This window comes from Sphingomonas sp. UYAg733 (genome assembly GCF_054057355.1).
Map to the genome: position 1 here is coordinate 913,433 of NZ_JBSRZE010000001.1, position 13,730 is coordinate 927,162.

General features: G+C 66.4%; 14 protein-coding genes and 1 pseudogene. 4 read left to right on the top strand and 11 right to left on the bottom strand.

Annotated elements, in window-relative coordinates:
• Positions 1-64: 64 nt before the first annotated feature.
• Positions 65-1,027, top strand: coding sequence for a hypothetical protein (locus ACVWZA_RS04580; protein ID WP_457309948.1), 963 nt, complete (start codon positions 65-67; stop codon positions 1,025-1,027).
• A gap of 13 nt (positions 1,028-1,040) precedes the next feature.
• On the opposite strand, the gene ACVWZA_RS04585 is transcribed toward ACVWZA_RS04580, so the two are convergent.
• Both ACVWZA_RS04585 and ACVWZA_RS04590 read right to left on the bottom strand, forming a co-directional pair.
• On the bottom strand, positions 1,041-2,030 hold the full coding sequence (locus ACVWZA_RS04585; RefSeq protein WP_457309949.1) for a tetratricopeptide repeat protein: 990 nt from the start codon (positions 2,028-2,030) through the stop codon (positions 1,041-1,043).
• 192 nt (positions 2,031-2,222) lie between these two features.
• Positions 2,223-2,435, bottom strand: a complete 213-nt coding sequence (locus tag ACVWZA_RS04590; protein WP_457309950.1) for an alpha/beta fold hydrolase — start codon at positions 2,433-2,435, stop codon at positions 2,223-2,225.
• Positions 2,436-2,440: 5 nt separating this feature from the next.
• On the opposite strand from ACVWZA_RS04590, the gene ACVWZA_RS04595 reads away from it, so the two are divergent.
• Entirely contained in the window at positions 2,441-2,569 is a 129-nt protein-coding gene (locus ACVWZA_RS04595) for a hypothetical protein (protein WP_457309951.1), read from the top strand.
• A gap of 83 nt (positions 2,570-2,652) precedes the next feature.
• Here ACVWZA_RS04595 and ACVWZA_RS04600 read toward each other — a convergent pair whose 3' ends face one another.
• Positions 2,653-4,245 (bottom strand): ABC-F family ATP-binding cassette domain-containing protein, encoded by a 1,593-nt coding sequence (locus ACVWZA_RS04600; protein WP_457309952.1) that lies wholly within the window; start codon positions 4,243-4,245, stop codon positions 2,653-2,655.
• Positions 4,246-4,431: 186 nt separating this feature from the next.
• Between ACVWZA_RS04600 and ACVWZA_RS04605 the strand changes: the two genes are divergently transcribed.
• Positions 4,432-5,205, top strand: coding sequence for an NRDE family protein (locus ACVWZA_RS04605; RefSeq protein ID WP_457309953.1), 774 nt, complete (start codon positions 4,432-4,434; stop codon positions 5,203-5,205).
• Between the two features lie 130 nt (positions 5,206-5,335).
• Here ACVWZA_RS04605 and ACVWZA_RS04610 read toward each other — a convergent pair whose 3' ends face one another.
• The 8 genes and pseudogenes from ACVWZA_RS04610 to ACVWZA_RS04645 form a co-directional block, all read right to left on the bottom strand.
• Complete coding sequence (locus tag ACVWZA_RS04610; RefSeq protein WP_457309954.1) at positions 5,336-5,749, bottom strand: RidA family protein; 414 nt, start codon at positions 5,747-5,749, stop codon at positions 5,336-5,338.
• Positions 5,749-6,558, bottom strand: a complete 810-nt coding sequence (locus tag ACVWZA_RS04615) for an enoyl-CoA hydratase family protein (protein WP_457309955.1) — start codon at positions 6,556-6,558, stop codon at positions 5,749-5,751. Before ACVWZA_RS04615 ends, ACVWZA_RS04610 begins: the two co-directional genes overlap by 1 nt.
• Positions 6,555-7,316, bottom strand: coding sequence for an SDR family NAD(P)-dependent oxidoreductase (locus tag ACVWZA_RS04620; protein ID WP_457309956.1), 762 nt, complete (start codon positions 7,314-7,316; stop codon positions 6,555-6,557). The genes ACVWZA_RS04615 and ACVWZA_RS04620 overlap by 4 nt, the downstream gene beginning before the upstream one ends.
• Positions 7,313-9,613 (bottom strand): bifunctional salicylyl-CoA 5-hydroxylase/oxidoreductase, encoded by a 2,301-nt coding sequence (locus ACVWZA_RS04625; RefSeq protein ID WP_457309957.1) that lies wholly within the window; start codon positions 9,611-9,613, stop codon positions 7,313-7,315. The genes ACVWZA_RS04620 and ACVWZA_RS04625 overlap by 4 nt, the downstream gene beginning before the upstream one ends.
• The gene (locus ACVWZA_RS04630; RefSeq protein WP_457309958.1) at positions 9,610-10,458 is read right to left on the bottom strand and encodes an AMP-binding enzyme; all 849 of its coding nucleotides are present in this window, start codon (positions 10,456-10,458) and stop codon (positions 9,610-9,612) included. Before ACVWZA_RS04630 ends, ACVWZA_RS04625 begins: the two co-directional genes overlap by 4 nt.
• Positions 10,377-11,081 (bottom strand): annotated as a pseudogene (locus ACVWZA_RS04635) (AMP-binding protein); the annotation flags it as partial. The gene ACVWZA_RS04630 and the pseudogene ACVWZA_RS04635, both read right to left, overlap by 82 nt.
• A complete protein-coding gene (kynU, locus tag ACVWZA_RS04640) occupies positions 11,078-12,307 on the bottom strand; it encodes a kynureninase (RefSeq protein ID WP_457310068.1) in 1,230 nt (409 codons plus the stop codon). The gene kynU and the pseudogene ACVWZA_RS04635, both read right to left, overlap by 4 nt.
• 2 nt (positions 12,308-12,309) lie before the next feature.
• Positions 12,310-13,101 (bottom strand): tryptophan 2,3-dioxygenase, encoded by a 792-nt coding sequence (locus ACVWZA_RS04645; RefSeq protein WP_457309959.1) that lies wholly within the window; start codon positions 13,099-13,101, stop codon positions 12,310-12,312.
• 137 nt (positions 13,102-13,238) lie between these two features.
• Here ACVWZA_RS04645 and ACVWZA_RS04650 point away from each other — a divergent pair, with 137 nt between their 5' ends.
• Complete coding sequence (locus tag ACVWZA_RS04650; RefSeq protein WP_457309960.1) at positions 13,239-13,715, top strand: Lrp/AsnC family transcriptional regulator; 477 nt, start codon at positions 13,239-13,241, stop codon at positions 13,713-13,715.
• Positions 13,716-13,730: the final 15 nt, after the last annotated feature.

Genomic DNA, 13,730 nt, shown 5'->3' on the forward strand with positions numbered 1-13,730 from the left:
TCCGTTCGTGGCTTTCGCCGCATCGGGTCACAGGTGAACCAGCTCGAAAGAGGATCGAAATCGAATGCTCAGTCATCGACCTGTCAGCCTGTTCGCTTTGCCATTCCTCGTCTTGGCCGCGCCGGCGACGGCCGCCCCTTGGTGGTATGCGGCGCGTGGGGCCGATCGCGTCGTGTTTATCGATACGGGTTCGATCCAGCGCGACAAGGACATCGTCACCTATTCGTCGAAGACCGTGATCCGCAAGCAGGGCGATCCGGCGGCGATGACGGTCAATTTCATGCGTGCAGACTGCACGAAGCGGAGGCTTGGCTGGTCCGGCATTCAACGATTCGGCTATGACGAAGCGGTGATCGACACCTCGACCCGCCCCGACGCGGAGATGGAGGATGCCGTCGATGCCGCCAGCCATGCCGAACTGGATTTCGCCTGCGCCGACGCGAAGGCGCGTGAGGCGGGCGGCGCCTTTCCCCTGGGCGTCGATGACGCGGCCTTTGCCGAAGCCTTGCTGGCCGAATCCGACAAGGGCCTTTCACCGCGCGCACTGCAGGATCGTCTGCTCGCCGATCCCGCCGTGGTGGTGATCCGGTCGACCGCGCCGGCGACGTCAACTTTCGGCAAAATCCAGACCGTCAAGCTGGGCCAGCCAATGGTGCCGCCACGCGACTATGCTAAGGGTCCGCAGATCCCCGACCCGAAAGATTATCCGTCGAACGAAGTCGGGCGAATCTACGATATCGCCTATCAGGGGATCAAGGACGGGCGGGTCCAGTTCGAGGTCCGCGGTTATTCGATCGACGACCTCGTCCATCCCGGGTCGGGCCAGAGCCAGTCGGCCTATCCCGGCGAGAAGAAGGTCAATATCCTGAGCCTCGCCATCACCATCAAACAGGCGCTGCCCGACCGCATCACCTATAGCGTCGCGATCAAGCCCATGGCGTCAGCTGAACCCTTCTGCCCGCCGGGCGGGTGTGAAGATCCGGTCGCAACTCCGTCTGCCGCTGAAGCGACCGAAACGACGCCTTGAGGGCGGCCGGCGATCAGTTCGGCTCGATCGCCGCGAGTGCGCGACGGGCATCGGCCTTGTCCGGCTCGATCTCCAGCGCACGTCGGAAGAAGAGGACGGCCTGTTCCGGGTCTTGCGTCACGCCAGAACCGGCCTGATATGCCCGGCCAAGATTGAGGCACCCGTCTGTGTCCTCAAGGTCACAGCCTTTGCGGAACAACTCAGCGGCGCGAACGACATCTTGAGCGATGCCGCGACCATCCCGGACGAGCGATCCGAGATTACCGCACGCGCCGCCATCATCCTGATCGCAGGCGCTGATATAGAGCGACGCTGCGCGCGCCGGATCCTTCTTCACGCCCAGACCCTGATCATAGACCACGCCGAGATTATAACAGCCGCCGGCATCGTCGCCGTCGCATGACTTTTTGAACAGGCGCTTCGCCTCGCGCGCATTCGCCTTGACCCCGACACCCAACGAATAGGCCGCGCCCAGGCTGGAGCAGCTCGCGGCATTGCCGTCTTTGCAGGCAGCGGAGAAATAGCTGAACGCGCGACCGACGTCCTTTTTCACGCCATCGCCATTGACCAGCGACAGGCCGAAATTGCCGCAATCGGCCGGGCTGCCTTTCTCGCAGGCCTGAGCGAAATAGGCGGACGCGCGCTCCGCGCTTCGCGGCACGCCATTACCCTTGTGATAGGCGATGCCGAGCAGGGTGCAGCTGTCCGCGTCGTCGCCGGTGCAGGCTTTGTCGAACAGCGTCGCGGCGCGCGCTTCGTCCTTCGCGACACCCTCGCCATCGGCGAAACGCTTTGCGAGAGTCGCGCAGTCGGAGATTCCGCTGTTACCGCACGCCTCTTCCAGCACCCTGATTTCGCTGCTGCCGCTATCGGGCTCGATCTGGGTTGCGGGCGACGCCGTTACCGCCGGCAGCGCCTGATCGAGCGCGCGTTCGGCCGCCGCCGCCGTTCCGATCAGCACCACTTGCGCCGCAAGAGCGATGATCCATCGTCGCGCCATCATCGTTCCAGCCCCTTCAATCCGACACTTGCCAGAAGATGCTGCTTTAAACGTGGCAAAAGCGGATGTTCCGGAAAAATGCGAGCGGCTTTTTGCGCGAGAGCCTTTTGATTGAACCACGAAGGAGGGAACGGACGAAGCGCGTGGGGTATCGAAACACCCCACGCGCCCCTGTGGCGGTATCCGATTAAAGCGTCAGCCCTTGATGAAGCTCAGCAGATCGGCGTTGATCTGTTCGGCATGAGTCGTCGGCATGCCGTGCGGATAGCCGGGATATGATTTCAACACCGCGCCGGGCACCAGGGTCGCGGACATCGCGGCTGAATCGGCGAATGGCACCACCTGATCATCCTCCCCGTGCAGCCGGAGTTCCTGGTCTGGCGCGAGCCGCGCGAGGGCAGCCTCCAATCGCCATGCCCGAATGGACCGTGCCGCCGCTTGACCTTCATCGGCTCACGCCGCCATCGTCGCTGCGGGTCCAGGTGCTGATCGATCATCTCGGCAAGGTGCTGGCGACTCCGTCATGGACCGATCCGGGCTAATCAACCGCCGTTTCGGGCTGGCCTGTCGAAGCCCAAGCGCCACTCAACCCCCGCGACAGGCTCGGGGCGACGGTTTGAATGCCTCAACTCGACGAGATCGCTCCTGCCAGCGCCATCTCGCGCGTCACGCCGATTGCGTCGAGAAACGCGCGGTCATGGCTCACCACCAGCAAGGCGCCGTCGAATTCGGCCAGTGCGGTCTCGAGCACCTCGATCGAGGCGATGTCGAGATGATTGGTGGGCTCGTCGAGCAGCAACAGCCAGGGCGGCCGCTCGCCCGCCAGCACACAGGCAAGGCCGGCGCGGAGCCGCTCGCCGCCGGACAGCGTGCCGACCGGCTGCAGCGCGTCGCGGTTGCGAAATGCGAAGCGCGCGCACGCCGCATGCGCCGCCTGCAGGTCGAGCGTCGGATTGAGTGTGCGGAAATTGTCGAGGATGCTCTTTTCGTGATCGAGTAGCGCGACATGCTGGTCGAGCATGGCGAGCCGACCCTCGGCGCGGCGCACGCTGCCGCTGGCCGGCAGCGTCAACCGTAGCGCGACACGCATCAGGCTGGTCTTGCCGGCACCATTGGGGCCGGTGAGCGCGATCCGCGCCGGTCCGCGGATCTCGATCGACCAGGGCCCGAGCACGCGCTCGCCGAGCTCGACCATTACAGCCTCCATCGCCAGCACCTCGCGATTGGCGGGCAGGCCGGTCGGCGGCAGGGCGATGGTCAGCGGCGTCACGATCTCGACCTGTGCGCGCGCTTCGCCGAGCCGTGCGGCGGCATCGCCGAGCAGCCGGCCGGCGAGCAGGTTATCGCGCGCGGCGCTGTTCTCCGCGCGTTCGGCCTGGGCGCTGAGCAGGATCTTCGGCTCCGATCCCCTGGCGGCGAATGCGCGCCCGGTCTTGTCGCATCGCGCCTTCTTCTCGCGCTGGCGCTGCACCGCGCGTTCGGCGCCGCGCAACGCATCGTCGGCGCGCTCGAGCCCGGCTTCCGCGCGTGACCGTGCGGCGTCGCGCGCCGCGGCAAATGTGGACCAGCCACCGCCGAACATGTGAACGCCGATCGGCGTGAGCTCGACGATGCGATCCATCCGCTCGAGCAGTGCGCGATCGTGGCTGGCGACCAGCACACCGCCGTGCCACCCGGCGATCAGCGCGTCGGTCGCGGCACGCCCATCCAGGTCGAGATTGTTGGTCGGTTCGTCGAGCAGCAACAGGTCGGGCGCGTCGATCAGCAGCCGAGCGATCGCGACGCGGGTGCGCTCGCCGCCGCTCAGTGTCGCCATACTGCGGTCGATCGGCAGCGCGGGCAGGCCGACTTCGGTCAGCGCCGCATCGATCCGGGTTTCCAGAGTCCAGTCAGCCTCGGCGAGATCGCCCTCGCTGCCCTCGCCCGCGACGATCCGTGCGAGCCGGGCGAGTGGCGCGGTCGCGCCAAGCACGTCCGACACCGCCAGTTCGTCGGTCCAGTGCTGGACCAATATGCCGATGCTGCCATGTCGCGCAACGCTGCCCGCGACCGGCGCGACCTCGCCCGCGGCGATGCGTATCAGTGTCGATTTGCCCGATCCGTTACGGCCGACCAGGCCGATGCGCTCAGCGCCGACGCTCAGCGTCAGATTGTCGAACAGCGGCCGCTGGTCAGGCGTGGCGGCGGCGATGGAATCCAGTGTGAGAAAGGCAGGCATGAGTCACCGTGATGCAAGAGGAAGAGCGTTTCGCGATGCGCAGCCGATCGTTCACGAGAACCTCCTCAAATAGGTGACAAGGGTGTTATGTGATGCCCATTCGCACCAATGACAAGCCCGGGATCGCGCGCGGGCGCATCGCGTTTTCCTGTCGCCACGACGGGTCGGGTAAGCGATAGACGAGCGATGTGCGTCCTGGCCCTTGCATGGCAAGCCCATCCCCGCTGGCGGCTGATCGTGGCCGGCAACCGCGACGAATTGCATGCCCGACCGGCCGCGCCGCTGGCGCGCTGGGAACAGCCCGATCACCTGCCCGATCATCTAATCGCCGGACGCGACCTGCTGTCGGGCGGGACCTGGCTCGGCGTTTCCGAACAGGGGCGGATGGCGGTAATCACCAATTTGCGGGGTTATGGCGGGCCGACGCCCGATCGGTCGTCGCGCGGCGCGCTGGTCACCGACCTGCTGGCGGGCGAGGGGCGCTATGCCGATCCGCTCCAGGCCGAATTGTCGGACTTCAACCCGTTCAACCTGATCATGGTCGACCGCGACCAGGTGCATTTCCTGTCGAACCGGCCGGCGGCGATCCGCTCCCACCTGGCCTCCGGCATCTATGGCCTGTCGAACGGAACGCTCGACGAACCCTGGCCCAAGACAATGCAATTAAAGGGCATGCTGCTCGACTGGATCGTCGGCGATGCGACACATCCCGAGACGCTGCTCGATCGCCTGAGGGAGGACGTACTGCCCGATATCGGCTTGCGTCCCGCCGACCCGTCCGACGTGCCGCAAGAGGCGCGGCTTTCGCCGATCTTCATCCGCAACCCGGTCTATGGCACGCGCTGCAGCACGGTGGTGGCGATCGACGATCGCGGGCAAGGCATGATCGTCGAGCGGCGCTACACGGCTGACGGTGAAGCGGCCGGCGAGACGAGATTGTCCTTTTCCTGGCCGGGCTGACTTGCGCTGACAAGACCGATGAATTCGAGCGGAAGCCCGAACACGGGATGGGCAATCACATGTCGCGATCGACAGTCAGTGCCATGTCGATCAGCGCTGCGTGCGGCGTTTTTCCGGTTCCGAAGAAGCGTCAGGACGCAGGTTTGACCGGCAGCACGGCGGTCGCCTCGATCTCGATCTTAGCCGCCGCCTCCATCAGGGATGCGACCGTGACGACCGCCATCGCCGGATAGTTGCGGCCCATAAACTCGCGCCAGATCGCGCCTATCTCGGCCTGAGCGCCGAGATACGCGTCGCGGTCGGTGATGTACCAGGTGAGGCGGACGATATGTTCGGGCCCGGCACCGCCGGTGGCGAGGATCGCCAGGATGTTCTTGATCACCTGGCGGAACTGGCCGGGCAGGTCATCGGCGACGATGCGTTCCTGTTCGTCCCAGCCGATCACGCCGCCGGTGAAGATCATCCGCCCTTCGGCGAGGATACCGTTGGCATAGCCTTTGGGCCGCGGCCAGCCATCGGGCAGCAGGGTTTGGTGGAGCGTCATCAATTACCCTCAAATACCGGCGCGCTCTTTGCGGCGAACGCGTCATAGGCGCGGGTAAAATCGGCGGTCTGCATGCAGATCGCCTGCGCCTGCGCCTCCATCTCGATCGCCACGTCGAGGCTGACCGCCCATTCGGCATTGAGTTGCGTCTTGGTCATGCCATGCGCGAAATTGGGGCCGTCGGCGAGGCTGCGCGCCAGCGCGGTCGCTTCGGCGAGCAGCGCATCGGGATCGACCAGCCGGTTGTGGAAGCCCCAGCGCTCGCCTTCTTCCGCGCGCATCGTGCGGCCGGTGAATAGCAGTTCGGACGCCCGGCCCTGGCCGATCAGACGCGGCAGGATCGCGCATGCACCCATGTCGCACCCGGCGAGCCCGACGCGGGTGAACAGGAATGCGGTCTTCGCGCGCGGCGTCGCGATCCTGATGTCGGAAGCCATCGCCATGATCGCACCCGCGCCCGCGCAGATGCCGTCGATCGCCGCGATCACCGGCTGGGGACAGGCGCGCATCGCCTTGACCAGGTCGCCGGTCATGCGCGTGAAGCGGAGCAGCGCGGGCATATCCATCTTCGTCAGCGGTCCGATGATCTCATGCACATCGCCCCCCGAACAGAAATTGCCGCCTGCGCCGGTGACGATCACCGCTTTCACCTCGGACGCATCGACCAGATCGCGGAACAGGTCGCGCAGTTCGGCATAGGAGTCGAAGGTCAGCGGGTTCTTGCGCTCGGGCCGCGACAAAATGATCGTCGCGACGCCCCGATCGTAATGCCAGGCGAAATGCTGCGGCGCATAAGTGTCTGGAGTCATGCGGCTTCCCCTCCCGCGAGGATGATCGATTGCCCAGTGACCGATCCGCTGTCCGGATGGCACAGCCAGGCGACGGTGTTGGCGACTTCCGCGGGTTCGATCAGCCGGCCTTGCGGATTGAAGCGGGCCAGTTCGGCCCGCGCATCCTCGGCGCTGCGCCTGGTCCTGGCGACGATGCCCGCGATCGCACCGGCGACCAGAGCGGTATCGGTGAAGCCGGGGCATACCGCGTTGACCGTGACCCGGCTCGTCGCCAGTTCCGCCGCGAGCGCGCGGGTGAAGCCGATCGCTCCATGCTTCGCCGCACAATAGGCGCTGGTATAGGCATAGCCCTTGACCCCCGCAGTGCTGGCGATGGTGACGATGCGGGCCATCGGCGCGGCCTTGAGGTCGGTCAGCGCCGCATGGGTGCAGATATAGAGCGAATCGAGATTGATCGCGGTCATCGCGCGCCAGTCGGCGAGCGAGGTGCGGGCAAAGGGCGCGCTCGACGCCGCGCCGGCATTGTTGATCAGGATCGCGATCGGGCCATGCGCCGCGCGCCCGCGCTCGAACGCCTTGGCCACGGCATCGGGGTCGGTCACGTCGGCGGGCGCGACCATCGCGCCGAGCGGGGCGGCGACCGCGCGCAGCGGCTCGATCCGGCGCCCGACCAGGGTCAGCATCGCGCCCTCGGCGGCAAGGCGCCGCGCGATCGCCGCGCCGATCCCGGTGCCGCCGCCCGTCACCACCGCGTGAATCCCGGTCAGCGATGTCATGTCTTCAGACTCTCCATTTCGGCCGCGCGCTTCAGGTTGCGGGTCAGCTGCATCTGCCCGGCAAGATAGGGCGGCGGCACCGCCACGTCGCGATAATCGAACGCGGCGGCGGCGTGGAGCGTCCAATAGGGGTCGGCGAGATGCGGCCGGGCCAGCGCGACCAGGTCGGCGCGACCCGCGGTCAGGATCGCGTTGACATGGTCGGGTTCGAAGATGTTGCCGACCGCCATCGTCGCCAGCTTTGCCTCATTGCGGATCTTGTCGGCAAAGGGCGTCTGGAACATGCGGCCATAGACCGGGCTCGCCTCCGCCCAGGTCTGTCCGGCGGAGACGTCGATCAGGTCGGCGCCGCCTTGCGCAAAGGCGCGCGCGATCTCGACCGCGTCGTCCGGCGTGACGCCCGCGTCCGCCATCCAGTCGGTCGCCGAGATGCGCACCGACATCGGTCGCTCCGCCGGCCACATGTCGCGCATCGCCGTGAATATTTCGAGCGGGTAGCGCAGCCGGTTGGCGAGGCTGCCGCCATAGTCGTCGGTGCGGCGGTTCTGCAGCGGGGTGATGAAACCGGAGAGCAGATAACCATGCGCGGCGTGCAGTTCGATCATGTCGAACCCGGCTTCGACCGCCATGCGTGTCGCCGCGACGAACTGATCGCGCACCGCGTCCATATCGTCACGGGTCATCGTGCGCGGTTGCGCATTGCCCGGGGTCCAGGCGATATCGGCAGCGGCGATCAGCGGCCAGTTACCCTGTTCGAGCGGCTGATCCATTCCCTCCCAGCCAAGCCGGGTCGATCCCTTCGAGCCGGAATGGCCGAGCTGCAGGCAGATCCGTGCCGCGCTGTTGGCATGGACGAAATCGGTGATGCGCCGCCAGCCCGTGACGTGCTCTGGCGCATACATGCCGGTGCAGCCCGGCGTGATGCGGCCATCGGGCGAGACGCAGGTCATCTCGGTAAAGACAAGCCCCGCGCCGCCTTGCGCCCGCGCGCCGTAATGGACGAGGTGGAAATCGGTCGGCGTCGCATCCGGGCCCGCCGAATAGGTCGCCATCGGCGATACGACGATACGGTTGGCTAGGCGCATCCCGCGCAGGGCGAACGGTGCGAACATCGGCGGCACCGCCTTCGACGTCGGGGCGCCGGCCTCCGCGTGGAACCAGCGCTCTACGCCTTCGAGCCAGTCGCGATCGCGCAGTCGCAGATTCTCATGGCTGACGCGCTGCGAGCGGGTGAGCAGCGAATAGGCGAACTGGATCGGCGCGAAATCGAGATAGCGGTCGAGCGTCTCGAACCATTCGGTCGAGTTGCGCGCGCTGTTCTGCAGTTTGAGCACTTCGACCGATCGTTGGGCATGATATTCGTCCAGCGCCGCTTCGCGCGACAGGCCGGGGCGGCACAGCACTTCGGCGAGCTTGATCGCATCCTCCAGCGCGAGCTTGGTGCCCGATCCGATCGAGAAATGCGCGGTGTGCGCCGCATCGCCGAGCAGGATCAGGTTTCGATAGGCCCAGCGCTCGCACAGGATGCGACGGAAGTTGAGCCATACCGCCGCGCCGCGCAGATGCGCCGCGTTGGACATCAGCGAATGGCCGCCGAGATGGTCGGCGAAGATCGCTTCGAGCCGCGCGGTCGTTTCCGCCTGATCCATGCGGTCGAAGCCGAGCCGCTCCCACGTCTCCGGCGCGCATTCGACGATGAAGGTCGAGGTCCGGTCGTCGAAACGATAGGCATGCGCCCAGATCCAGCCCGCCTCGGTCCGTTCGAAGGCGAAGGTGAAGGCGTCGAAATCCTGGTGGGTGCCGAGCCACATGAACTTGTTGGGACGGACATCCACATCGACGCCGAACTGTTCCTCATAGCGGTCACGCATCCGGCTGTTCACGCCATCCGCCGCGATCACCAGGTCATAGTCGGTCCAGGCGTCGAGATCGGTCTCGGCCTCATGTTCGAAGTGCAGGCGCACGCCGAGCTCTCGCGCCCGGTCCTGCAGGATGGTCAGCAGCCGCTTGCGCCCGATGCCGATAAAACCGTGCCCGCCGGAGCGGATCGTCTCGCCATTGATATGGACCGCGATATCGTCCCAATGCGCGAAGGCGTCGCTGATCAGCGCGGCGCTTGGCGGATCGTTGGCGGTCAGATTGGCGAGCGTCTGATCGGAAAAGACGACCCCCCAGCCGAACGTGTCGCCGGCGCGGTTGCGTTCGAACAGGTCGATCTCGCACGCCGGGTCGCGCAGCTTCATCGAGATCGCAAAATAGATGCCGGCGGGGCCGCCGCCGAGACAGGCGATCTTCATACTCGCGCCCACTCCCTCAGCCTGAAGCGCTCGATCTTGCCGGTCGCGGTCTTGGGCAAGGCGTCGACCAGCAGGATGCGGCGGGGATATTTGTACGGCGCGAGCAGTGCCTGGGCATGTGCCTTGAGCGCATCGCAATCGCACTCGGCGCCGGGTGCGGCGACGACAAAGGCGACCGGCCTGGTCAGGCCATCGGGGTCGGGCGCGCCGACCACCGCGACCTCGCCGACCGCGTCGTGCGAGGCGAGCGCGGCCTCGATCTCGAACGGCGAGACATAGATGCCGTTGACCTTGAGCATGTCGTCGCCACGGCCATGATAGACGAAGCGCCCGGAATCATCGCGGTGGAAACGGTCGCCGGTCCTGACCCAGCCGTCCACGAACACGCCCTCGGTCTTGTCCGGCTTGTTCCAGTAACCGAGCGCGCGGGTCGGGCCGCGCACGAACAGCTCGCCGACCTCTCCCGCCACGACGGTCGCGCCGTCTTCGCCGCGCAGCTCGAGCGTGTAGCCGGCGACCGGGCGGCCGGTGGTGCCCGGTTCGATCTCGCCCGGCCGGTTGGCGAGGAAGATGTGCAGCATCTCGGTCGATCCCATGCCGTCGACGATCGGCACGCCGAAGCGCGTCTGCCACCGGCGGCACAGCTCTGCGGGCAGCGCCTCGCCGGCCGAGACACACAGCCGCAGGCGCTCAAAGGCCTGGGGGGAACGTCCGGCTGAGCAAGCAGCGCGGCGTAGAAGCCCGGCACGCTGTACAATATGGTCGGGCGGTGGGCGGCCATGCGCGCAAGCACCGCCGCCGGGGTCGGGCGTTCCGCCATCAGGATCGCGGTCGCGCCGTGCCACAGCGCGAACAGCACCGAATTACCGAAGCCATAACCGAAGAACATCTTCGACACGGAGAAGGTGACGTCCTTCGGCGAGAGTGCGAGCACTTCCTCGGCGAACAGGCCGGGCGCGGCGATCATCGCGGCGTGCGAATGCATCGTGCCCTTGGGCTGGCCGGTGGTGCCCGAGGAGTATTGCCAGATGCACACATCGTCCGGCGCGGCGGGCGCGGGCAGGTCGATCGGCGTCATATCGGGCAGGTCGTCGATGATCATCGTTTCGGGCATCGCCAGCCCGTCGAAGCGCGGCAGCGCGGCGGGCGAGACGAGCAACAGGGCCGCGCCGCAATCATCGAGCAGATAGCGATAGTCGGCGGCGGTGAGCTGTGGATTGACCATCACCGGCACCACCCCGGCCCAGATCGCACCGAGACAGGCCATGACGAACTCGATGCCGTCCTCCGCGCAGAGCATCATGCGCGTGCCCGGCGCGACACCGCGTGCGCGCAACACGCCGGCGAAGCGGTGGACGCGATGGGTGAGCTCGGCATGGCTGCACGCGCCGCGATCGTCGATCAGCGCGACATCGTCGGGCCGGTCGCGGTTGCGTTCGAGCAGGGCGGCGGCGGCGTTGACGATCATGTCACCGCCGCGCGGACATGGAAGGCGGGCTGGTCCCAGCTGCCGCTGCTGAGGATGTCACGCAGCGCCTCGACCGCGTGCCACACATCGGTATGGCTGGTGTAGAGCGGGGTGAAGCCGAAGCGCAGCGCGTCGGGCGCGCGGAAATCACCGATCACGCCGCGCGCGATCAGCGCCTGCATCACCGGCCAGGCATTGGCGTGGCGCAGCGACACATGGCTGCCCCGCGCGTCCGGGTCGCGCGGTGTCGCGAGGGTCAGGCCGAGGCCGGCGCAACGCGTCTCGATCAGATCGATAAAGGTCGAACACAGTGCCCGCCCCTTGGCGAACAGGGCAGGGCGATCGACCGAGAGGAACAGATCGACCCCTTCCTCCAGCGCGGCCATACCGAGGATCGGTGGTGTGCCGCACAGGAAGCGGGCGATGCCCGGACCGGGGGCATAATCGTCGGTGAAGTCGAACGGCGCGGCATGGCCCATCCAGCCCGACAGCGGCGAGCGCAGCGCGGCTTGATGGCGTTCGGCGACATAAAGAAAGGCGGGGGCGCCGGGGCCGCCATTGAGATATTTATAACCGCAGCCGACCGCGAGATCGGCATTGGCGGCGCTCAGGTCGACCGGCACAGCGCCGACGCTGTGGCTCAGGTCCCATAGCATCAGCGCGCCCTTCGCCTGCGCAGCACGCGTAATGCCGCCCATGTCGAAGCGCGCGCCGCTCTGGTAATGGACATGGGTGAGCAAAACGACCGCGACGCTTTCGTCGATCGCATCGATGATCCGGTCGCGCGACACGGTGCGCAGCTCGCAATCAGGCAGCGTCGCGGCGACGCCTTGCGCGACATAGAGGTCGGTGGGGAAATTGCCCGGTTCGGACAGGATCACGCGCCGACCCGGCTGCGCCTGCACCGCGGCGACCAGCAGCTTGTAGAGATTGACCGAGGTCGAGTCCGCGACCAGCACCTCGTGCGGGGCGGCGCCGACGATCTTTGCGATCTTGCCGCCGAGCCGCGCGGGCGCACCGATCCAGTCGGCGCTGTTCCAGCTGCGGATCAGGCCCTTGCCCCATTCCTCCCGCACCGTCGCGGCGACGCGCGCCGCGGTCGCATGGGGCAGCGCGCCGAGCGAATTGCCGTCGAGATAGATTTCATCCGCTGGCAGGTCGAACGCGTCGCGGCACGACCGCAACGGATCGGCCGCGTCTCGCCGCTCCATCTCCGCCAACGTCAGAGTCACAAGCGCGTCCTGACGGTGAGCAGTTCGGGGAAGAAGGTTTTTTCCAGCACCTTGGCGAGGTAATGCACGCCCGCGGTGCCACCGGTGCCGGTCTTGAAGCCGATCACCCGCTCGACCGTCTTGAGATGGCCGAAGCGCCAGAGCTGGACATGATATTCGATATCGACGAGCTTTTCGGCGAGCTCGTACAAGTCCCAATATTCTTCCGGGCTGGCATAGACCGTCGCCCAGGCGCGCTCGACCTCGACCGAGGCGGCATAGGGCCTGGTGAAGTCGCGGTTCAACTGATCGGCGGGGATCGCGAAGCCGCGTCGCGCGAGCAGGCGCAGCGCTTCGTCATACAGGCTTGGTGCTTCCAGCGCGGCCTGCAAGGTCGCGTGTACATCCGGCTCGTCGATATGGAGCGCGACCATATCGGTGTCCTTGTTGCCAAGGATGAATTCCATCTCGCGATACTGGTCGGACTGGAAGCCGGAGCTGGTACCGAGCCGGTCGCGCATCCGCGTGTAATCGGCCGGGGTCATCGTCGCGAGCACTTCCCAGCTCTGGATCATCTGCGCCTGGATGCGCGCGACGCGCGACATCATCTTGAAGGCGGGGCGCAGATCGTCGGCGACGACATGGCCGCGCGCGGCGCGCAACTCATGCAGTGCGAGCTTGAGCCAAATCTCCGATGCCTGGTGGATCGAGATGAACAGCAGTTCGTCATGCGCATCGGACAAAGGCGACTGGCAGGACAGCAGGTCGGGCAGGTGCAGATAGCTGCGATAGGTGATGGTGGCGCTCATCGACCATGCGTAACGCGAAAGCGCAGAACCATTGTTCTCCGATTGCCTCCTTATCGCCGTTCCTGCAAAACGATTGTAGGAAATAGTCGGCGCTTTCAGAACATCGTCCTGTGAAGCCAGCGATTGGAGGAGCGGTAATGGACCGGATCGATCATTCCATACTGGGCGCGCTGGAGGCCGATGGGCGGCAATCCTATGCCACGCTCGCCGACAGTGTCGGCCTGTCCAAGACGCCATGCTGGAACCGGGTACAGGCGCTGGAGGAGGCGGGCGTGATCACCGGTTACCGCGCGGACATCGATCCGGCGCGGCTCGAACTGGGCGTGACCGCGTTCGTCCAGGTGATGATCGATTCCGCGCGGCGCGAAGCGTTCGAGGCGGCGGTGCTCGCCGCGCCGGCGATCCTGGAATGCCATACCATCGCGGGCGAGGCGGATTATGTGTTGCGCGTGGCGTGCCGCGACGTCGACGATCTCGACCATCTGTTGCGCTTCGACATCGTCGTGCTGCCCGGGGTGCAGCGGTCCTCGACCATGATCTGCCTGAAGACGGTCAAGCGCGGCGGTCGCGTCACTCAGGCCGCCCTGTCACGCACGCGGTCGCCCAAAAGCTGAGCGTCAGCGCGAATG

Excerpts from the sequence above, each read along its gene's own strand:
- ACVWZA_RS04580 (WP_457309948.1), top strand. The coding sequence starts at position 65 with ATGCTCAGTCATCGACCTGTCAGCCTGTTCGCTTTGCCATTCCTCGTC.
- ACVWZA_RS04585 (WP_457309949.1), bottom strand. The coding sequence starts at position 2,030 with ATGATGGCGCGACGATGGATCATCGCTCTTGCGGCGCAAGTGGTGCTG.
- ACVWZA_RS04595 (WP_457309951.1), top strand. The coding sequence starts at position 2,441 with ATGCCCGAATGGACCGTGCCGCCGCTTGACCTTCATCGGCTCACGCCG.
- ACVWZA_RS04600 (WP_457309952.1), bottom strand. The coding sequence starts at position 4,245 with ATGCCTGCCTTTCTCACACTGGATTCCATCGCCGCCGCCACGCCTGAC.
- ACVWZA_RS04605 (WP_457309953.1), top strand. The coding sequence starts at position 4,432 with ATGTGCGTCCTGGCCCTTGCATGGCAAGCCCATCCCCGCTGGCGGCTG.
- ACVWZA_RS04610 (WP_457309954.1), bottom strand. The coding sequence starts at position 5,749 with ATGACGCTCCACCAAACCCTGCTGCCCGATGGCTGGCCGCGGCCCAAA.
- ACVWZA_RS04615 (WP_457309955.1), bottom strand. The coding sequence starts at position 6,558 with ATGACTCCAGACACTTATGCGCCGCAGCATTTCGCCTGGCATTACGAT.
- ACVWZA_RS04620 (WP_457309956.1), bottom strand. The coding sequence starts at position 7,316 with ATGACATCGCTGACCGGGATTCACGCGGTGGTGACGGGCGGCGGCACC.
- ACVWZA_RS04625 (WP_457309957.1), bottom strand. The coding sequence starts at position 9,613 with ATGAAGATCGCCTGTCTCGGCGGCGGCCCCGCCGGCATCTATTTTGCG.
- ACVWZA_RS04645 (WP_457309959.1), bottom strand. The coding sequence starts at position 13,101 with ATGAGCGCCACCATCACCTATCGCAGCTATCTGCACCTGCCCGACCTG.
- ACVWZA_RS04650 (WP_457309960.1), top strand. The coding sequence starts at position 13,239 with ATGGACCGGATCGATCATTCCATACTGGGCGCGCTGGAGGCCGATGGG.